16 protein-coding genes and 1 CRISPR repeat array are annotated in these 21,261 nt (G+C 52.6%); of the genes, 11 read left to right on the top strand and 5 right to left on the bottom strand.

What is annotated here, in order from left to right:
* Positions 1-5 precede the first annotated feature (5 nt).
* From pyk to aroE, 6 genes are all read left to right on the top strand, one after another.
* Positions 6-1,439 (top strand): pyruvate kinase, encoded by a 1,434-nt coding sequence (gene pyk, locus BMY09_RS08575; RefSeq protein WP_091357135.1) that lies wholly within the window; start codon positions 6-8, stop codon positions 1,437-1,439.
* Between the two features lie 658 nt (positions 1,440-2,097).
* Positions 2,098-3,057 carry a carbohydrate porin gene (locus tag BMY09_RS08570; protein WP_091356657.1) on the top strand — a complete coding sequence of 320 codons (960 nt, stop codon included), beginning with the start codon at positions 2,098-2,100 and terminating at the stop codon, positions 3,055-3,057.
* Between the two features lie 492 nt (positions 3,058-3,549).
* Positions 3,550-4,572: a sugar ABC transporter substrate-binding protein gene (locus tag BMY09_RS08565; RefSeq protein ID WP_091356654.1), complete on the top strand. Its 1,023-nt coding sequence runs from the start codon at positions 3,550-3,552 to the stop codon at positions 4,570-4,572.
* Between the two features lie 76 nt (positions 4,573-4,648).
* Positions 4,649-5,728 (top strand): ABC transporter permease, encoded by a 1,080-nt coding sequence (locus tag BMY09_RS08560; protein ID WP_091356652.1) that lies wholly within the window; start codon positions 4,649-4,651, stop codon positions 5,726-5,728.
* Between the two features lie 2 nt (positions 5,729-5,730).
* The gene (locus tag BMY09_RS08555; protein ID WP_091356649.1) at positions 5,731-6,528 is read left to right on the top strand and encodes an ATP-binding cassette domain-containing protein; all 798 of its coding nucleotides are present in this window, start codon (positions 5,731-5,733) and stop codon (positions 6,526-6,528) included.
* 55 nt (positions 6,529-6,583) lie between these two features.
* On the top strand, positions 6,584-7,441 hold the full coding sequence (aroE, locus tag BMY09_RS08550) for a shikimate dehydrogenase (RefSeq protein ID WP_091357132.1): 858 nt from the start codon (positions 6,584-6,586) through the stop codon (positions 7,439-7,441).
* Positions 7,442-7,454: 13 nt separating this feature from the next.
* Here the strand turns inward: aroE and nadS are convergent, their stop codons facing one another.
* The 4 genes from nadS to BMY09_RS08525 all read right to left on the bottom strand — a co-directional run bounded on the left by nadS (position 7,455) and on the right by BMY09_RS08525 (position 12,509).
* A complete protein-coding gene (gene nadS, locus BMY09_RS08545) occupies positions 7,455-7,772 on the bottom strand; it encodes a NadS family protein (protein ID WP_232846553.1) in 318 nt (105 codons plus the stop codon).
* Between the two features lie 396 nt (positions 7,773-8,168).
* Positions 8,169-9,119: an ABC transporter substrate-binding protein gene (locus BMY09_RS08535; RefSeq protein WP_245756531.1), complete on the bottom strand. Its 951-nt coding sequence runs from the start codon at positions 9,117-9,119 to the stop codon at positions 8,169-8,171.
* The gene (locus BMY09_RS08530) at positions 9,116-11,743 is read right to left on the bottom strand and encodes a PAS-domain containing protein (protein WP_091356643.1); all 2,628 of its coding nucleotides are present in this window, start codon (positions 11,741-11,743) and stop codon (positions 9,116-9,118) included. Before BMY09_RS08530 ends, BMY09_RS08535 begins: the two co-directional genes overlap by 4 nt.
* A 28-nt stretch (positions 11,744-11,771) precedes the next feature.
* Positions 11,772-12,509 carry a response regulator gene (locus BMY09_RS08525; RefSeq protein ID WP_091356642.1) on the bottom strand — a complete coding sequence of 246 codons (738 nt, stop codon included), beginning with the start codon at positions 12,507-12,509 and terminating at the stop codon, positions 11,772-11,774.
* Positions 12,510-12,691: 182 nt separating this feature from the next.
* Here BMY09_RS08525 and pgi point away from each other — a divergent pair, with 182 nt between their 5' ends.
* The 5 genes from pgi to BMY09_RS08500 all read left to right on the top strand — a co-directional run bounded on the left by pgi (position 12,692) and on the right by BMY09_RS08500 (position 17,842).
* A complete protein-coding gene (gene pgi, locus BMY09_RS08520) occupies positions 12,692-14,353 on the top strand; it encodes a glucose-6-phosphate isomerase (protein WP_091356638.1) in 1,662 nt (553 codons plus the stop codon).
* A gap of 5 nt (positions 14,354-14,358) precedes the next feature.
* Positions 14,359-14,781 carry a VOC family protein gene (locus tag BMY09_RS08515; RefSeq protein ID WP_091356635.1) on the top strand — a complete coding sequence of 141 codons (423 nt, stop codon included), beginning with the start codon at positions 14,359-14,361 and terminating at the stop codon, positions 14,779-14,781.
* A 13-nt stretch (positions 14,782-14,794) separates the two neighbouring features.
* Complete coding sequence (locus tag BMY09_RS08510) at positions 14,795-15,097, top strand: SemiSWEET transporter (protein ID WP_245756530.1); 303 nt, start codon at positions 14,795-14,797, stop codon at positions 15,095-15,097.
* A gap of 304 nt (positions 15,098-15,401) precedes the next feature.
* Positions 15,402-16,823, top strand: coding sequence for a YcjX family protein (locus BMY09_RS08505; RefSeq protein ID WP_091356630.1), 1,422 nt, complete (start codon positions 15,402-15,404; stop codon positions 16,821-16,823).
* On the top strand, positions 16,814-17,842 hold the full coding sequence (locus BMY09_RS08500) for a YcjF family protein (RefSeq protein WP_091356627.1): 1,029 nt from the start codon (positions 16,814-16,816) through the stop codon (positions 17,840-17,842). The genes BMY09_RS08505 and BMY09_RS08500 overlap by 10 nt, the downstream gene beginning before the upstream one ends.
* 448 nt (positions 17,843-18,290) lie before the next feature.
* Here BMY09_RS08500 and BMY09_RS08495 read toward each other — a convergent pair whose 3' ends face one another.
* On the bottom strand, positions 18,291-20,150 hold the full coding sequence (locus BMY09_RS08495; protein WP_091357128.1) for a sensor domain-containing diguanylate cyclase: 1,860 nt from the start codon (positions 20,148-20,150) through the stop codon (positions 18,291-18,293).
* Positions 20,151-20,928: 778 nt separating this feature from the next.
* A CRISPR array of direct repeats spans positions 20,929-21,254; the repeat unit is 26 nt; unit sequence TCTAAGCTGCCTGCTCGGCAGTGAAC.
* Positions 21,255-21,261 lie beyond the last annotated feature (7 nt).

Below are 21,261 nucleotides of genomic sequence, written 5' to 3'. Positions count from 1 at the left end.
TGAAAATGTTGAGACGTACTAAGATAATTGCCACGCTGGGACCTGCAACCAGCAGTGAAGAGCAACTCGAAAAATTGATTCTCGCAGGGGCTGATGTAGTGCGCCTCAACTTCTCCCATGGCGAAGCGGAAGACCACCGTCAACGCGCAGAACTGGTACGTAAACTGTCCAGAAAGCACGGCCGGTTTGTTTCCATTCTGGGCGACCTTCAGGGTCCGAAAATCCGTATTTCCCGCTTTGCTGAGCAAAAGGTCAAACTGAAAATTGGCCAGCCATTTACTCTGGATGCAACACTGGATCGTGATGCCGGCGATGTCACCCGGGTGGGCCTTGATTACAAAGCACTGATAGAAGATGCCCGCGTGGGCGACATTCTGTTGCTGGATGACGGCCGTATCGAATTAAAAGTAACTGAAACGTTCGAAAACAAGCTGAATACTGAGGTTCTGGTTGGCGGCTGGTTGTCCAATAACAAGGGGATTAACCGCTTAGGTGGCGGACTCTCGGCAAAGGCGCTCACCGATAAAGACAAAGACGATATTAAAACCGCTGCAGCTATTGGCGTGGATTACGTGGCAGTATCATTCCCCCGGGATGCCGCTGATATGCATGAAGCACGGGCTTTGCTTAAGGCCGCCGGTTCGACTGCCGGGCTGGTCGCTAAAATTGAACGGGCAGAAACCGTCGCCGACCCTGAAGTACTGGACGATATTATCCGCGCCTCAGAAGCGGTGATGGTGGCCCGGGGCGACCTGGCAGTGGAGATTGGTGATGCGGAACTGATCGCGGTACAGAAACATATCATCGCCCGTGCCCGCACCCTGAATACCGTCGTGATCACCGCCACCCAGATGATGGAATCGATGATCAGCAGCCCAATGCCTACCCGTGCTGAAGTCTCGGATGTTGCCAATGCTGTGCTGGATTATACCGACGCGGTCATGCTATCCGCAGAAACCGCCGCAGGGGACTATCCAACAGAGACCGTCCAGGCGATGGAGCGGGTCTGCCTCGGGGCTGAGCGCCACCCATCATCGAAACGATCAAAGCACCGGATCAATGAAGATTTCCACGACATCGATGAAACCATCGCGCTGTCTGCAATCTATGCGGCCAACCATCTGGTAGGCATTAAAGCGATCATCAGCATGACCGAGTCGGGTGCTACCCCCCAACTGATGTCGCGCTTACGCACCTCAGTGCCGATCTTCGCCCTGTCAGGCCGTGAAGATACGCAGTTCAGAGTGGGCCTCTATCGCGGTGTCTACACCATCCCCTTTTATGCCGAACAGTATGATCCCGAAGAGATCAATACCAAGGCGGTCCAGGAACTGATTGAGCGTAAAATCGTAGTGCCAGGGGATATGGTTATTATCACTAAGGGTGATTACCTCAATGCTCAGGGAGGCACCAACACCATGAAAGTGGTGAGAGTCTAAGCTGCAAGGCTTACTTAAACAGCTTATCTGATTAGCTTGTCTGAAAAACTGCTCGTTCGCGGAATGACCTGAGTGTATACAAAGGTCTTTGGGCACTTATATTTTAAATATGAGTGCCATTTTTTTAATAAACCTTTTTCAACCAAGCCAGCCTGATAAATAATTTAAAAACAGAAAGCATTAGAATAACCATCTTCCAATGCATTTTTCTATCTCATAAAAAAAATCACAACAGATACCATCACAAAAACCTTTAGCCGCCTGCCAACAATAATCATCCATAAAAAGCCATACCATAAAATCCATAATAGTTACGACTCACAATTACGAAAAATAGTTACGAAACATAGTTACGACAAACAGTTACGACAAATAGTTACGACATGCCTCTGATACAGGCCAGAATCTGATATATGGGAAGCCCCAACCATAAAAAATCACACCCTAAAAACAGACTAATCAAACAATCAAAAAAGTATAAATTCAGACACCTAAAAGTACAGATATAATCCATAGTCAAAAAAATACACAACATCCATCATTTTTGTATTTGTTCAAAATATCCACCTCCTATTAAATAAATCTCATCAGATCACAGAAATAAAACTGATAAACAAAAATACGAAAAATAAACATAATAATCGTAAGAGGTTTCACTTTGAATAAATCAATTTTACTCACCGGCGCAATTCTTGGCTGCACGCTATCAGGCCTGGCACAGGCACAACTTGCGTTTGATGCAAATCTTGAACTGGATACCGATGCGGTTGATACCGCAACCTCCTCCACAACCTATGACCAGAACGGTTTTGTCGAACTGAATGTCGCCTCAAAACATGAAAACGGAGAATACTTCGTTGCTGCCAAAGGCGGCGTGCGTCTGACCACCGATGGCGATAAAAATGTGGTGGTGCGTGATGCCTATATTCAGCTGGGCAACAACAGCTGGGATGCGCAGATCGGCCGCTTCGAGGCGATCAATCTATTCCCTCTGGGTAAAGACACCCTGGTTGCCCATGCCGGTGGCGTATCGGTTTATGAAGCAAACAAAGTGCGCGGTTTTGCCGGTGACGATGGGGGTCAGATCGCCCTGCACTTCAAAGCCTCGGACAGCCTGAAGTTTGAACTGGATACCCTCTATGGTGATGATGACACCGCCGGTGACAATGGTACCGCGGTTTCCGGTTACCGCCCTTCTGTTACCTGGAGCGCTGACGCCTTCAGCCTGACGGCAGGTTTTGAAAGTGTTAAGTACGACCTGACCGCGGGCGGCAATGTTGATCAGACCGGTTATGCATTAACGGCGAACTTTGATCTGTCCGGCGCTAACGTCAATATCTCTGCATCCCGTCTGGAAGATGACAACACCGACCAGACAGTGAACTCCTATGCGGCGAACTTCACCTACGGCAATCTGGGCGCGGGTATCATCCGCTCCGACGAGGATAACGCCACCGGTCCTGACCCTGATGTGACCACCAGCTATATCGCTTACTCAGTACCTCTGTTTGGTATTCCAGAAGCAACCGTCACCTTTGCCGGTTCCTACTCGAGCGCATCAAATGTCGTGGACGATGAAACCACTGCAGCCCGGGTTCGGTTCAACTACACCTTTTAACTGGCCTTTGAAGACCCCGTTTTCATGGCTCATATAAACAGGGCCTGACCTTCGCATCCGGACCCCCACCCCCTTCGGGGGTCTGCATACAATACGGTCAGTGAAACCGGCACTCAATACCGTGAGTGCCGGTTTTTTGTTTAAACCAGGATCAACTATCCATCCCTGATCGCGCCGTTTTCTAATCACGCCTGAAACAGGCAGATTTAGTCAAAAGAGCTTACTCACCCCAAGCACCTGTCATCTCATAAAAACCTGTCTTTTCATAGCAATGCCCCCTGATAGTTCAGCTCGGAAGCGCACAATATTTCAATTGTTAACACGATAACTCACAGCAGAAATTCCCCGTTAATTCCCCTCCTTTTAAATAGACACTGAGATTCATCAGAGCAGCGTCATTCATAACCTTGCTCATAAGGACTGATGAACAACGGATTCTGAATCCACCGTTTTACGACAACCAGAAAGATAAAAATAAAAGGAAAGTACGCCATGAATAAGAAATCAGTTGTTCAAGCTATGATGCTGGCCACAGCCCTGTCTGCGCCTTTCGCCATGGCAGCCGACAAACCTGTCGTAGGCCTGATCACCAAAACCAATACCAATCCATTCTTCGTCAAAATGCGTGAGGGCGCGCAACAGAAAGCCGATGCGATGGGTGTTGATCTGCGCACTTTTTCCGGCAAGTTTGATGGTGACAACCAGTCTCAGGTGCAGGCGGTCGAAAACCTGATCTCAGCTGGCGCGAAAGGCATTCTGATTACTCCAAGTGACCCCGCAGGCATAGTACCCGCCATCGATCGTGCCCGTGAAGCCGGTCTTCTTGTGATTGCGCTGGACACACCACTGAGTCCTGCAACCGCAGCAGATGCCACCTTTGCCACCGATAACTTTAAAGCGGGTGAGATGATCGGTCAGTGGGCGGCCGCAACCCTGGGTGATAAAGCAGCAACGGCTAAAATAGCAATGCTGGACCTGAACAGCAGCCAGATCACGGTCGATGTTGCCCGTGATCAGGGCTTCCTGAAAGGCTTCGGTATCGACCTGAATGACCCAAACCGTATCGGCGATGAAACCGACCCACGCATTGTCGGGAACGATGTCACCAGCGGTGCTGAGGAAGGGGGTCGCCGGGCGATGGAAAACATGCTGCAGAAAGATCCCGAAATCAATGTGGTCTACACCATCAATGAACCGGCTGCCGCTGGCGCGTATGAAGCGCTTAAATCTGCTGGCCGTGCCGATGATGTGCTGATCGTCTCTGTCGATGGCGGCTGCCCCGGTGTTGAGAACGTCAAAGACGGCGTGATCGGTGCCACCTCGATGCAGTTCCCGCTGCGCATGGCGTCAATGGGCGTCGATGCCATCCTCAAATTTGCCCAGACCGGCGAAAAGCCTCAGGCCACTGAGGGACTGGATTTCGTCAATACCGGCGTTGAGCTGATTACCGATAAGCCTGTCAGTCATATCGATGCCAGGAGCTCATCTGAAGGTCTGTCTATGTGCTGGGGCTAAGCCCGGACAGATAAGCACGACACAACAGCAGGGTAGCCATACCCTGCTGGCTATCAGGTAAAACCAGGAGAATCCCATGGCTGACTCAAGCACACTCAAAACGACACAGACAGCTGATCACGAGTTGGTCGCCGCTTCTGCAGGTGGGGAAGTTGCCTCATTTGAAAAAGAGACACTGTCATTTGTTGAGAAGACTCACCGCTTTTTCCATGCAAATCCAACGGCGGCTCCCGCCATCGTATTGTTACTCGCCGTGATCGCGTTCAGCATGATTATCGGCGACCGTTTTCTGCACCCCTTCAACATGTCGCTGATTCTTCAGCAGGTAACCATCATCGGTATTCTGGGTATCGCCCAGACCCTGATTATTCTCACCGCCGGTATCGACCTGTCGGTAGGTGCTATCATGGTACTAACCTCCGTTATCATGGGTAAGATGGCGATCGACGTCGGTCTGCCCCCCGAGATAGCCCTGCTGGCCGGTATCGCTGCCGGCGCCATCGCCGGTTACATCAATGGCATACTGGTCACCCTGTTCCGCCTGCCCCCCTTTATCGTCACCCTGGGCACCTGGAACATCTTCTTTGCCCTGAACCTGTGGTATTCCAAAAGCGAAACCATCCGCTCTCAGGCCATTGAACAAACTGCACCGCTACTGCACTGGACCGGACACACCATCGAGCTGTTCGGAGCCAAACTGACTTACGGCTCACTTTTGATGCTCGCGCTGTTTGCGCTGATCTGGTACGCCCTCAACTGGACCGCCTGGGGCAAGCATGTCTATGCCACCGGTGATGATCCGGGCGCCGCCAGTCTGGCAGGCATCCGTACCAACCGTATCCTGATGTCGGTTTATATCGTTGCCGGAGCGATCTGCGCCATCGGCGCCTGGGCACTGATCGGCCGCATCGGTTCGGTCAGCCCACAAGCGGGCATGACCGCTAACCTCGACAGTATCACCGCCGTGGTGATCGGCGGCTGTAGCCTGTTCGGGGGCCGGGGATCCATCTTCGGCACACTTATCGGCGCCCTGGTTGTCGGGGTGTTTCGCAACGGTCTGGCGCTGGCTGGAGTCGATGTACTCTGGCAGGAGTTTACCGTCGGCCTGCTCATCATAGTTGCCGTTGGCATGGACCAGTGGATTCGGAAGGTGTAATCATGAATAACAGTAAATCTACAGTATTACAGGCACGCGGACTGGTTAAACGTTATGGTCATGTTACCGCCCTGGATGGCGCAGATTTCGACCTTTATCCAGGTGAAATTCTGGCTGTCATCGGTGATAACGGAGCCGGTAAATCGTCTCTGATCAAAGCCCTGTCCGGTGCGCTGGTACCCGACCGGGGCACCGTCAAACTGGATAATGAGACGGTGAACTTCAAAAGCCCGATGGACGCCCGCAACGCCGGTATCGAAACCGTCTACCAGAACCTCGCCGTCGCCCCCTCGCTGGATATCGCCGATAACCTCTACCTCGGCCGTGAACAACTGCGGCCAGGTATTCTGGGGAAGGTGTTCCGTATGCTGGATAAGAAAGCGATGCACGATAACGCCCGTCAGAAGCTATCCGAGCTGGGACTGTTAACTATCCAGAACATTAACCAGGCGGTGGAAACCCTGTCCGGCGGTCAGCGCCAGGGGGTGGCCGTGGCCCGCTCGGCGGCCTTCGCCAAGCATGTGGTGATTATGGACGAGCCCACCGCGGCGCTGGGGGTAAAAGAGTCCCGCCGGGTGCTCAATCTGATCAAAGATGTACGCGACCGGGGCCTGTCTGTGGTCTTGATCAGCCACAACATGCCCCATGTATTTGAAGTGGCCGACCGCATCCATATCCACCGGCTGGGCAAACGCCATGCGGTGATCAAACCGGACACCCACACTATGTCTGAAGCCGTGGCGATTATGACCGGGGCGATGGACCCTCATGAACATGCTGCAGGCGCATTCGCAGTCTGAACAAAGTAAAGCCTTGGCCCTGACTCAACATCAGGGCTTTTTTTGGGAAAAGCCAATGAAGATCAATTTTCTCAGCAATCTGACCGGTTCATTTGCCATGCCGGCGATGGAGAACCCGACCGTCGCCATGGTTGAAGCCGCTTATCAGCACCACCAGCTCGACTGGCGCTATATCAACTGCGAAGTGTCACCGGAGCATCTTAAAGATGCGGTACGCGGCGCCCGGGCGATGGGCTGGGCGGGCTTTAACTGTTCAATCCCCCATAAAGTAGCGGTGATCGAACATCTGGACGGACTCGGACAGTCGGCAGAGATTATCGGTGCCGTCAACACCATAGTGCGCAGTGCCACGGGCGACTATATTGGCGAAAACACCGATGGCCGGGGTTTTGTTACCGCCCTGACAGAGGTGACCGATCCACGGGGATCACAGGTGGTTCTGTTTGGCGCGGGCGGCGCAGCCCGTGCTGTCGCGGTGGAGATGGCCTTTGCCGGAGCGGTCCATATCACGGTGGTTAACCGCTCCCGTAAACGGGGCGAAGAACTGACCCGACTGATCTGCGAAAAAACACCAGCCACAGCAACGTTTGCAATATGGGATGGCGATTTCCCTCTCCCCGCAGACACCGACATCGTAATCAACGCCACCTCCATCGGCCTCTACCCAAATATCGACCAACAGCTTGATATTGACTGGGAAACGCTAAGCGCGGATATGGTGGTCGCCGACGGTATCCATAATCCGCCGATGACGCCGCTACTGCGAACGGCTCAGCAAAAGGGTTGTCAATTCGTCAATGGACAGCAGATGCTGGTTCATCAGGGCGCTATCGGCATCCACTACTGGACCGGTATCACAGTGGACACCGGAGTGATGCATACAGCACTTAGTCAGCTATTTAACCCGGAGTAAATCGCTTATACGGTTAAGCGCTTTCCTGTTCGAGAATCGCTACCATCTGCCGGGGATTTTCTCTCACCAGCGTCAGCAACTTTTTTGTGGGGCCGGTGGGATTTCTCCGTTTATTCTCCCAGCTTTTTACCGCTTCATAACTAGCACCAATAATATCGGCAAACTCTTTACGGCTTTTACCTGATGCTTCACGAATCGCTTTAACATCCAGCGTTTCGTAGTGATGTACGACGCCACTGTCGGGTATTATTTCACCTTTTTCAATCGCAACCATCTCTTCAGCACTGCTAAGAAGGTCAGCAAACAGTTCATCTTTCATTGTTTGTTTCATCGCTATTTTAGCCTGCCTGAGACTTTCATTAGTTGGGATTTTTGGGCATCGGTGATGTTATCGGCTTCATTTTTAGAATAAATAAGCGCCAGATATAACCGCCCCGATTGAGTAGATAAATTATAATATATCACTCTTACTCCACCACTTTTTCCCATACCTGGCCTGGACCATCGAAGCTTTCGGAATCCACCAGTACCGGATATTGTGCTACCGCATTCCGGGTTTGCAATTAATGCCCTCTGCAACTCGCTGAACTCATCATCGCTCAGTAAATCCTTTCTGTGTTTACTGAAGCCGCTTAGTTCTATAAATGTAAACATAACAATCCATGTACTTTGTACACAGTATATCAGGTACATTGAACCTTTCAATATTGATAACTGCGTCTAAGTTTCACCACCCCTGATAGCTATCCACCGTTTCCCGGGTAATCAGCTTTGCGGGAATCAGTATGGTGGTCTGCTCCAGTGTCTCGCCCTGCATTAACCGGTAACCGGTTTCTACCGCTTTTGCCGCCATATAGTTGGGAAACTGTGCCGCCGTTGCGCAGATCAGCGAGTCTGAACGGCGCAGTTGCTGTTGCGCCAGCGGTGCGCCGTCGACTGAAGCGATGATAAACTCACCCCGACCGGCAAACTGTGCGGCATCCTGTGCACCCAGTGCAGAGGGGTCATTGATGGAAAATACGCCATCGATCTGTTGAAACTGGGTCAGCAGGTAGGTCATCGACTCCAGCCCGCCTTCACGTCCCCCGCCACTATTCAGATCGCTGGACAGCAGCTGAATACCTGGGGATTGCGCCAGCACCGCTTTGCACCCAGCCACCCGGTCCTTTACCGAGGACACTTTGGGACCGTTGATAATCACCACATCGCCCTTCCCTCCCAGCTGTTTCACCAGGTAGTCACAGGCGATCATGCCGGCCTGAGTATTATCAGTGGTGATGGTCGCATCGGCACCTTTCGCTTTGACATCCACCGCCAGCACTTTAACCCCGGCTTCCCGGGCTTTTAATACTGCGGCTTCAACACCATCATAACTGGCGGCGGACAGCAGAATCATATCCATCCCCTGCGCGACAAAGCTTTCTATCTGTTCAATCTGACGTTTAACATCATAGGCGCTGGAAACAACCACCACTTCAGCATTATCGCCCACCAGCTGTTTTGCCTGCATTTCAGCGCCCCGGGCGATCTGAATAAAATAGGGGTTACCCAGATCCGAGACGGAGATACCGATAGAGAGGGTCTTCTCTGCGGCAGCAGAGGGTAGCGCAGCTCCGGCCAACAGCAGAGCCGCCAGCAACCGGTGCGCGCCCCTCATGCCCCGCTTAATTCTGTTCACAGGTCTCTGCCTCCCTGATCTGTATGCCGTGTAAATGTGCTATCCAGCGCCATTGCCAGCTCCTCCAGCTTATAGGGTTTAGCCAGTACAATACCGGTCTGTTGCAAACCGTACTGCTCACTCAGATGCTGAACACTCAGCCCCGAGGTCAGCAGCACCGGTATTTCAGGCCATTGACTGTCAATTTTTTTCGCCAGGTGTAAACCATTAACGGCAGTGCCCAGGTTGATATCCGTAAACACAATATCGATATCATCCCGCTGATGAAGCTGCTGCAGCGCTTCATCGACGGATGCCACTGCGATCACCCGGTATTCAAGCTTTTCCAGCAGAGCCTGTCCCGCCTCTCTCACCTGATGATCATCCTCAACCATCAGTACGCAACGATTCTGGCCATCATTGAACGCAGTCACCGTATCTGCTCTGGGTAAAGCGGCTGACTCAGCTTTGCGGCGCAGATAGATACCGATCGTCGTCCCCTGCCCCTGCTGACTCTGAACCCTGATATCCCCCTCTGACTGTTTCACAAAGCCATACACCATACTCAGCCCCAACCCACTGCCCTGGCCGATCTCTTTGGTGGTGAAGAAGGGTTCAAACACCCGACGCAGATGGGCCTCGGAGATACCGCAGCCGGTATCAGCAACCTCGATATGCACCGCATCGCAGACGCCGCCATTCAGCTCAATCCCATGGCACTGACGGGTACAGAATGTCAGAGTCCCCCCGTCAGGCATCGCGGCACTGCTGTTAATCGTCAGGTTCAGCAGGGCATTTTCAAGCTGCCCCGGGTCGACATCCACCAGCCAGTCAGCGGCGCCAAGCTCCAGCTTTATTTTAATCGCCGACCCCACACTGTATTCAATCAGATCCAGCATCCCTTCAATCAGCGGGTCAACGGCTGTCGGTTCCGGCGTCAGGTGCTGTTTCCGGGAGAACGCCAATAAGCGCTGCGTCAGGTTTTTCCCCCGCTCTGCTGAGGCCAGCGCCCGGCGGGCATATTTAAGCGGTTTGGGGGCATCATAAAGTGTCGATTCCAGCAGCTGAAGGTTGCCATACATCGCTGCCAGGAGATTGTTAAAGTCGTGAGCAACCCCACCGGTCAGTTGCCCCAGGACCTCCATCTTCTGAGACTGGCGCAACTGTGCTTCAACGGTTTTACGCTCCGTCAGATCACTATACAGGGTCACAAACCCACCATCCGGCATCGGGCTGCTTCTGAACTCAACCACCCGCCCGTTGGCAAAGTGCCGCTCAAAGTGTTGCGGTTGCTGTCGTCGCATCTGGTTGACCTCATCCTTATCCAGCGCCATACCATCCAGCGCCCAGCTCTCCTGCGCCTCTTTCGACAACAAACCATGCACCTGCTCTATCGACATCCCTTTTTCCAGACTGTTCTGGGGCAACTCAAGAATCAGCAGGTATTGAGGGTTCCAGGCGATCAGCCGCCCCTCTCTGTCAAAAACACTCAACCCATCATTGATATTGGTGAACACCGTTTCCAGCAGATGCGACTGTTCCTGCAGATCGTGACTGATCCGGTCGATCTGAACCGCATTCTCACGAAATACCTGAAATGCCCGGGCCAGATCACCAATCTCATCACTACGCTCGATAGCCGGGGTCTGCTGATGGGTATCCCCTTCGGCAAGACGGCTCATCACCAGGGTAACCGACGCCAGATTCATCACCAGTTCGCGCACCATCCACACGCCCCCCAGTGCCGCGACAATACAGAGGAAGCTGATCAGTAAAATACCAGTTTTACCCGAGCTGACCGCTGCCCCCACCCGCTGACTTTCGTGGGATATGCGGCTTTGAATCTGATCGACAAAGTGTTGCACCTCCCCACTTAGTTGTTCGGAGATCGCCCGGGTTGAAGCCAGCAGAAAAGCGCTGCGCTGTTCCAGACTCAACTGCTTCAGCCGCAGATCAAAGAGGTTTTCCGGCCCCACCCCCACAGCATAGAGTTCGTTATAATCGTGATCAGCACCACCGACGGCAGAGCGATGAAAACTGTCGAGCTGACGGATAAAGCGTTGCCGGGTGATGGCCAGGCTATCGGCCGACTGGCTATGGGACGCCGTCATCAGCATCTCAGCCAGCCGCGTCACGGGTGTCGCACTATGCACGGTATCAAACGGCTCAGCCCCATCCATCAGACTTCGGAGGCGGTATTCATATTCCCGCAGATCCTCCCGCAGAAACAGATGCTGGCGGGTCAGATCGATCAGCTCATTCACGGTGCTATCGAGACGCTGCAGCAGCGTCTGAAGATTAGGGGCGGCAGCGTCCAGTTGTGGAATACGCTGCGCCAGTGAGAGCACTTTTTCAATTTTGGCTTTCAGCGTCTGGCTCAGCCCCTCTAACATATAGGGGGTACCGGCGCTGGTGACATAGGGGGCGATCGCCGCCAGGTTGGCGGTACGTTCAGCCAGTTCGAGAGAGCGGGAGATATCCGGCAACGCCTGCTGTTCAAAGATATTCAGCGCCCGGTCGGTGTTGCTCAGCCCCTGCCAGCCCACCAGCGCCAGAATCATCGCCGAAACAGACAGGATGGTAAACGCCAGCAATAACCGGGTGCGTGCTCGCAGGCGACTAAAGGGGCTGATCGACAGGATCATCTGTTCAACTCGCTGTCACGATGCCCCATCAGCACTGCATCACTGAAGCATTAAAGATATACCCCACACCCCGTTCAGTACGGATATAGGAGGGTTGTTTCGGATTCGGTTCAATCTTCCTGCGCAACCGCAGAATCAGCACATCGATAGTACGGTCATAGACATCTGAGTCAAACCCCCGGGTCGCGTCCAATAGCTGGTCACGGCTGAACACCCGGTTAGGCGAGCGGACAAACATCTCCAGTAGCTCATACTCGCCGTAGGTGAGTGAAACCGGCTCACCATCGACGCCGGTCAGTTCCCGGCTGGTCAGATCCATCACCCAGCCATCAAACGACAACCGTTCGTGACTGTAGGCATCCTCTTTACGTATCACCGGAGTGCTTAGTTGGGTGGTTCTGCGCAACATAGCCCGCACTCTGGCGAGCAACTCCCGGTTGTTGAATGGTTTCATCAGAAAATCGTCGGCGGCCAGCTCCAGCCCCAGAATCCGGTCAGTTTCATCCCCTTTGCCGGTGAGCATCATAATCGGGATGCTGGAATGTTCCCGCACCTCCCGGGCCAGTTGCATACCATCTTCACCTTTCAGCCTGAGATCAAGAATAATCAGCGAATAGGGAGCCGTATCCAGCGTCTGCCGCATCGCCCCACCATCGGCCACGGCGGTGACACTGAAGCCGCTATCTTCCAGAAGATCCTGCAACAACTCCCGCATGTCGATCTCATCATCGACCACCAAAATTTTTTGCTGGACAGCGTTTGTCATAGACGTTTCCAATTTTATTCTTCTTATAAGTGTATAAATAACACAAACATGCGCCATAAAAATTTCAATTATTACAAACCACGCTGAAGCGGTTCATTTCTGGTTTACCTCACCCGGTTCTAATGACACAGATAACGGGTCCCGGCATGTCGTCGGTTGCATAAAATATCGCGAGGCCATCAATGTACACTCTCAGCTCCTCTGTCACCTGGAAAAAACTCGAGCAGTTAGCCCTGCAAACCGAAAATGACCGGATTTCAGATTACTTTAGCGCAGACTCAGATCGTTTTAACAAGATGAGCCTGCAGCTGGGCGGCTTGTTTCTGGATTACTCTAAAAACAGACTGTCCGACGATATCTTCAAAACCCTGATTAAACTGGCCGAACACTCTCCGCTTCGCCAGCGCCAGGCGCAGATGTTCTCCGGCGATATTATCAATGTTACCGAGAAGCGCCCGGTGCTGCACACCGCGTTACGTAACCGGGGAGATGAACCGGTGGTGGTGAATGGTCAGGATGTGATGCCGGAGATCCGCGCGGGGCTGAAAAAACTACAGGCATTTACCGATCAGGTACGCAGTGGTGAGTGGAAAGGGTACAGCGACAAGCGTATTCGTAACGTCGTCAATATCGGTATTGGCGGATCGGATCTTGGCCCCAACATGGTCTGTCGGGCGCTCCTGCCCTATCAGCACCCGGAGATGAAGTTTCACTTTATCTCTAATGTCGATGGACAACATATCAAGAAGATTCTTAAGGGGCTGGATCCTGAGACTACCCTGTTTATCGTTTCCACCAAAACCTTTTCAACTCAGGAAACCCTGCTCAACGCTAACACCGCAAAACAGTGGTTTCTGGCACAGAGCAACTGCCCGGGGGCGGATCTGGGCAAACACTTTGTCGCGGTGTCCACCAACAAAGCTGCTGCCATGGAATTTGGTGTGAGCGAGCACTGTATCTTTGAGTTCTGGGCCTGGGTCGGCGGACGTTACTCCCTCTGGTCCAGTATCGGACTGCCTATTGCCCTGAGCATCGGCTACGACCGCTTTATCGAACTGTTAGAGGGCGCCTTCGAGATGGACCAGCACTTTCTCCATGCGCCGCTGGATCAGAATATGCCGGTGATTCTGGCTTTGATCGGCATCTGGTATATCAACTTCCTTGGCGCCGAAACCCAGGCGGTGATCCCCTATGATCAGGCACTGCATCAACTGCCCTCATTTCTACAGCAGCTGGATATGGAGAGTAACGGAAAGTCGGTAGATATGGAGGGTAATCCGGTGGATTATGCCACCGGGCCGATTGTCTGGGGCCAGACCGGTTCCAATGGCCAGCACGCCTTTTTCCAGCTACTGCATCAGGGCACCCGGTTTGTACCGATCGACTTCATCGCCTCGCTACAGGTCGATGAAGGTACCGAAGCCCACCACTTTGCCCTGCTCACCAATATGCTGGCGCAGGCGAATGCGTTTATGAACGGCGATGCCAAAGATAACCGCCAGGACTTTGCCAGTTGCCCCGGTAACAGACCGAGCAATGTACTGCTGATGGATCAGTTGAATCCTCACAACCTGGGGGCATTGATCGCCCTCTATGAACATAAGGTATTTGTTCAGGGCGCAATCTGGAATATCAACTCCTTTGACCAGTGGGGTGTACAGCTGGGTAAACGGCTGGCAACCGAGATCAGCCGCAATATTGAGAATAAAAGTTCGGAATACGACGCCTCAACTCAGGGCCTGATGCAGATGGTTAAACAGCACTTTGCCCGAAAGCCTGCCGCTGCAAAAAGCAATGCACCGATCACTCCTCAGGCAACAGCAAAACAGAAAAAAACGGCATAACCACGATGAAAATACTGCTTGAGAACAATTTTAACGGCCTGCAACATATCGGCATTCCGGTCACCGATATCCAGCGTTCTATCACCTTCTACCATCGCCTTGGTTTTACCGCTGTCATGGAGAAAACCTTCCCGGAAGGCGATGGCGAAACCACCGCGATTATGATGCAAAGAGCCGGGGTCATCATCGAACTCTATCAGCTGCCGCAAAGCCAGCTGGAAGAGATCGCAAACAGACGCGATGGCACTGTGGATCATATCGCCTTTTCCGTCACCGACATTCAGGCAGCCTTTGACGAGATGAAAACCGCCGGAGAAGATATTATCGAAACGGCCCCCATCCATCTGGATTTCTGGAAAAACGGCTGCCAGTACTTTGCGATCCGCGGGCCGGATGGCGAAAAGCTGGAATTCAACCAGATACTCTGACCTGGGGCCAACCGTGCAGGATATAACTTCATTCATCGGCATCTCAGCCGCCTGTTGCACAACCGCTTCCTTCGTGCCCCAGGTGGTGCAGATATTAAAAAGCAAAGATACCGCCGGTATCTCTGTTGCCATGTACTCAATATTTACTCTCGGTGTATTGCTCTGGGTTATCTACGGCTTTGTTATCCAGGATATGCCGGTACTGCTTGCCAATAGTGTCACCCTGATCCTGACGCTGTCGGTATTAGTGCTGACCATCATCCAGCGACTTCGCACCGCCAATATCCGCAATAGCAGCAACGTATCAAAGGACTGAGTAAAGCGGACAACCTCCAGGTCTGCAGGCACACCAGTGATTCAGCGCTGATGGTCGTCAGTATCATCGCTGTGTAGTGCCTGATATCACGGGTGTAACTGTGCAGATTACCGCGGTAATCTGTTTGACTAACGAGTGATGCGCGCTACAAATACCTCTCCAGCCTCAGGCGTTGCTGCAAGTAAGACGTTGTTTCAGGTCAGACCTTGAAATGAGGGCTAACCACGGCCATATAGGTGAATACAGCTCTTTGCAGCAAAACCACACCGGTTGATCAATTTTTTACGCAGAACCTGGAAACACTATGTCTAACAACGGACAGTCGGATTATTTAAAAAAGCTACACCATGTGACAGATGATGCGAAAACCCTGATCAATCGGGCGATACAGAATCGGGTGTGTATCGGCATTACCGGGCTGAGCCGCAGCGGTAAATCAACCTTTATCACCAGCCTGATCAACCAGCTTAAACAGCATGGCGCGAAAAACTCGCGGCTGGGTGGTTTCTCCCCCTGGTTAAAAAAAAGGATTATCCAGGTGACAGAGCATCCGCTGGAAAACCGCTATCTGCCCCGCTTTGATTATGAGCAGGCGGTGGACAGTCTGTCGGGAAGTTCTCCCCAGTGGCCGGTGCCGACCCGGGATATCAGTGGCGTGCTACTGGAAATCAAACTGGCAGACCAGGGCTGGTTTGGAAGAAAAACCTCGAAAAGTGTTTTTATTGAACTGAGAGACTATCCGGGAGAGTGGCTGGTCGACCTGCCACTGCTGAAGATGAGCTTTCGCGACTGGTGTGTCCTGGTCGAAAAGCAGCTGTCGCGGGCGCCCCGAAGTGGCTTTAGTGATAACCCACAGGCGTCGCTTAAACAGCTTGACCCGTTTGCTGACTATAACCCGGCGACCATCGAAACTCAGCGCGCCATCTATATCGATTTCCTGCACGCCTGCAAAAAACAGTCGCCGCCACTGACCATTATTCAACCGGGACGATTTATAGAACCCGGCACCCAGGCCGGTCATCCTGCACTGCATTTCGTGCCCCTGATCGCCTGTGCCGGTTATAGTGAAGCGCAGTTGCAGAGTGCCGGTAAAAACAGCAACTTTAAGCAGTTAGAAGCGATATTCGAGCGTTACAAGTCGGATATCGTAAAGCCCTTTTTCAAAGAGTTTATCGAACCAATCGACCGTCAGGTGGTGTTGGTCGATGTCCTCAATGTGCTGCACGGTGGCGAACCCTATCTCCACGAGATGATGCATGCGCTGGAAGCGATTGGTGAAAGCTTCGAATACAACGGCGGACTGTTCCGTTCGCGGATCGAAAAAGTGCTCTATGCCGCCACCAAGGTAGATCAGGTTGTGTCGCAGGATCACGATAATGTCCGCCACCTGCTCAGCTGTATTGTGCGAAAGTCCCTCGAACGAATTCAGGGGGCACAGGCTGACCTGCGGGTGGAAGCGGTGGCTTCGGTGCGCTCTTCCCATGCACAGACACAGGGAAATGAGGAGATCCTCAAAGGGATCTCGACTGAAGGTGAAGCCATTGGTTTTGTTAACCCCCGGATTCCTGATCACATCCCCTCTGAAGCAGAGTTTGCTGCGTTCATAGACTGGAAACTACCAGAACTGAAGCCACCGAAAGGTATTCGTGCCCATCAGGACCAGGCGATACCCCACATCCGTATGGATGAGGTGCTGCACAATTTAATGGGTGATATATGTCGATAAAATCTCAACAGGATGGCGATACCCGCATCCCGCGCACCTTCAAAATATCGGAAACCGATCTGGAGGGCATGATTCCCGACTCGATTGAGTCTGAACAGATTGAATACCCACCCAGCAACACCGGCCCGGTCAGCTGGAATAGTCACCCTCAGCCGCTCTTTTCCAGAACGATGAAACTGATCACCATCGGTTTGGGTGGTGTATTCGGCCTGACGCTGATTAACGACCTGATCTCGATGATCAACAACGCATCTGCGCTTCACTGGGCCTTTGGTGTCGCCGTATCAGCCGTGTTGGCAGTGCTGATCCTGATATCGGGGATTGGTTTGTTCAAATGGGCCCGGGGTAGCAACGATATCGACAAGATAGCGGAGTTTCAAAAGAGAGCGCGGGCGTTACAGCAACAGCAGAACAGTCAGAAGATCACCCCGTTTGTCGACAGTCTGGTGAGCTTCTACACCGATACGCCACAGGAAAAACAGCTCGATAAGGCGCTCAGTTTAATGCCGGATTATCTCGATGATGCCGAACGGCTGCGACACCTGGAGACACTCTTTATCGAACCTCTGGATAAGCGGGTCGAAAACATTATCCGCAAGCACAGTGTGCAAACCGGCTTAGCCGTGGCCGCCAGCCCGATGCCCTCGCTGGATGCTCTGCTCACCCTGTGGCGCACCAGCATCATGATCAAAGAGATCTCAGACACCTATGGCATCCGGCCAAACGTGGGTAATCGCATGCGAGTGCTCTACCGGGTTGGCAGAAGCACCGCCTATTCCGGCCTGTCCCAAACCGGGTTGGATATGCTCGACCTGTCCAACTTCCCTGCCCTCAATATCGGCGCCAAGGCACTGCAGGGTGCCGGCGCCTGTATCGCCACCTCACGTATCGGTATTCAGTGCGCCGCCCTGTGCCGACCGATCCCCACCGATGAATCAAAAGCGGGCTACCGGGAAAAACTGGTCTCGTCACTGTTGCTGCTACTGGGGAAAAAACTGAATAAAGGGCGCACGCCTTAGCTCTTCCAGGTTCAAGCGATTAAATACACAATACTAGGCGTTACCACAGAGAGCACAGAGGACACTGAGAAGAGCCCGTCATTTGGTTTTCTCGGTGGTTAATCTGATTTATGTTCGGGTCTGTGAAAGTGCTGCGGTTTTTATCGCTGCAGGATGCAGCTCCTACGATTAAAGCGATAACTCCACTTTGCAATGATCGATGATCTGCCAACTGTTGTGGGAGCCGCTTTAGCATGCCCTCTGGGTGTACGGGCATAGAGCGGATCGCTGCAGGATGCAGCTGCTACAGGTTACGAACTTAATGTCGGGATGCTATAGATCTGTACACATATATCTGGATGTTTCTCTCTGAAAAGACATAGCATAAGGCTTTACCACAGAGAGCACAGAGGACACGGAGAAGTGCCCGTTATTTGGTATTCTCTGTGCTCTGGGTGGTTAATCTGTTTTATGTTCGGGTCTGTGAAAGTGCAGCGTTTTTTATCGTTGCAGCAGACGCTAGTTCAACACAGTTACGACCATGGGCTTTGGCCCGGTACAACGCCTCATCGGACCGTCCCATCGCTTCAGCCAGTGATTCATTTGACACATCAATAGCTGCCACACCAAAGCTGGCCGTTACCCTGACCGTCAACGCAGCAACACAGACTTCCAGCCCCTCGAGTGCCGCCCGCAACCGTTCAGCCAATTCTGCAGCCTCATGCAGATGGGTCTGCGGCATCAGCAGTGCAAACTCCTCACCACCGATGCGCCCAAACAGGTCAGCGGAACGCGTCAGCGTCTGCAATAAATTGATGGCCGCAATCAGCACCCTGTCCCCCGTCGCATGGCCGTGGTTATCATTGATCTGCTTAAACATATCCAGATCGATCATCACCACCGCCAGGGGTGTTTGATAACGTCGGGCTCTCTCAAGCTCTTTCTCACCCAGCTCATAGAAGGCTCTGCGGTTCAGAACCCCGGTCAGTGAATCGGTTTGCGCCAGCAACTCAGCCTGCTTCATCGCCTGTTCCAGTGCAGCGGTACGTTCTGACACCAGCCGTTCAAGCTCTTCCTGCTCCTGCTGCAGATGAGTAATATGCAGCAATTCAGCCGCCTCTTTTTGCTGTTTCAGATAATTAATCCGGTCTGCCAGTGCCAGGGAAAGCAGCACACCCTCGATACAGAAACCCAGTGGTGGTGAAAAGTTGGTGACAAAATCAGCGGGGATAAGGCCAACATTGCGCGTCACCGCGATAAGCATTGCCAGACTCCAGACACTCCAGCCAAGCACATAAAACCGGGCATCGCTCCTGCCCTTTTTATATCGCCAGATACCGATCAGTGGAAACAGTACCGTCGCCAGCGCATACAGCAGCGTAAGTTTTAACGCATATCCGCGCTCACCAAACAGATAGCAGAGCATCGCCAGTGCAGCGAAAACAAACAGGGATTGCAGCAGCCGGTCAATATTCTGTGACCCTCGGGTATTCAGGAAACTGCGGGTAAACTGGGTTGCCAACACCAGCGTCAGCAATGAAAAAAGGATCGGCGCTAAATCAACAAACTCTGTACTTCCCTGCCATAGGTAACGATAACCCAGGCCGGTATTGGCCAGCAGAGCCATCATCGCCGCCATAATATACAGGGTATACCAGATATACTCGGGCATTCTGGTGGAGTAACCGATAAGCAGATTATAAAACACCACCAGAACGCCCATACCGATGAAAGACCCGATAAGAAAATAACGCTTGGCATAATGCTGGGCGAACTCATCAGGCGTCCACAGGGACAACTTGGTCTCAGCCAGCCCCGGCTGATTATATGAGAGATGCACCCATACCCTCTGCACGCCCCCGGATGGTGTCGTTACAGGGTAAAGGTTGCTCTCTGCAGCAACGGCACGATTAGCGATTGGAAGGTGATCACCACCGCTCTGAACTGCGCCACCATCAGTATAGAAAGTCACATGATCCCAGTGGGGGTGAACGACTTCCAGCAGCGATACCAGAGGCTCGTCACCACTGTTTTTCAGATCAATACGCAACCAGAAACCGGAGCCACTGACACCAAAGTTACTCTTACCATCCGGCAGCGGCGCAAAACGAGAAGCCTGCGGCTCGCGGCGCACCTGTTCCAGCGTATAAGCATGGTCGGCATCTTCCAGATAGCGAACGCTCATCCCGGTGCTGACATCCGCCATGCTGGATGACAGATGAATCAGCGGCTGAGCCTGACAAAAGGTACTGATCAACAGCACTAACAGCAACACAACAAGACGCGCTGCAAACCCACAACTATGGTCCGCCCAACATTGATGATCCATCTGACGATGGCTGTTAATACTAAAACCCGGAGTTTCCATGATAATAATCAGCGGCCTGAAAGTGCGGTCCAGCGAGACAGTGCAACAGTTGAAGTCTATCAGATAAAACCTCACGCTCCCCAGGAACAGAGGTTTTACGTTTAGATTGAGAACTAAGTTTATACTGCTTCCAACACATTAGTTCGTTTCATGACGCCATTTTGAGTACACCAGCATACCTTCTGAAAGCCGCTTCTATTCCCCTACCTTGACATGGTAGCGGTCTAAGACACTGATCACACTCAGCCCTCTGGGTAGCTCGTCGCGATGCTCAGTCGTACCTGTGGGAGTGATTACTTTGAGCTGCAATCGGCGCGAGGCGCACCTCCCACAAAAACATCACCACTCAAAAGCATATTTACCACCGAGGCCACAGAGAGCACAGAGAAAAGCACATGTGTAGGAGCCGCTTTCAGTGGCGATAAGCATTCTCTAAGCGGCCTCGACTCGAGCTGCCTGCTTCGTTCTACCTCCTCCATCCCTGGAGTCGTGTTCGGCAGAAAACACTGATCAAACTCAACCCTCTGGTTACCTCGTCGCGATGCTCAGTCGTTACCTGTGGGAGCGACGTTAGCATGCCCTCTGGGTACCCCGTCGCGATTACTTTTAGCTGCAATCGGCGCGAGGCGCACCTCGCACAAAAACACCACCACTCAAAAGCGTATTTACCACCGAGGACACAGAGAGCACAGAGAAAAGCACATAGTGTAGGAGCCGCTTGCAGTGGCGATAAGCATTCTCTAAGCTGCCTGCTCGGCAGTGAACTCGCAGGCGATAAAACCGCCCCGGCATGAAATTTTCTAAGCTGCCTGCTCGGCAGTGAACCACCATCGACAGAATACGTGAGTTGTGGCCTTTTTCTAAGCTGCCTGCTCGGCAGTGAACGAATGAAGCATGCCGTTGTAGGTTATGGTTCTTTTCTAAGCTGCCTGCTCGGCAGTGAACGAATTCTCATGGATAGAACTCTCCGTTCCTGCTTTCTAAGCTGCCTGCTCGGCAGTGAACGTTTGATTGCCGAAGCAGTGCTCGCGGCGATATTTCTAAGCTGCCTGCTCGGCAGTGAACATTTCAG

Source organism: Amphritea atlantica, from assembly GCF_900111095.1.
GTDB classification, from domain to species: domain Bacteria; phylum Pseudomonadota; class Gammaproteobacteria; order Pseudomonadales; family Balneatricaceae; genus Amphritea; species Amphritea atlantica.
Note: the sequence above shows the minus strand (reverse complement) of the source record. Positions and strands in the feature narration are given on the sequence as shown.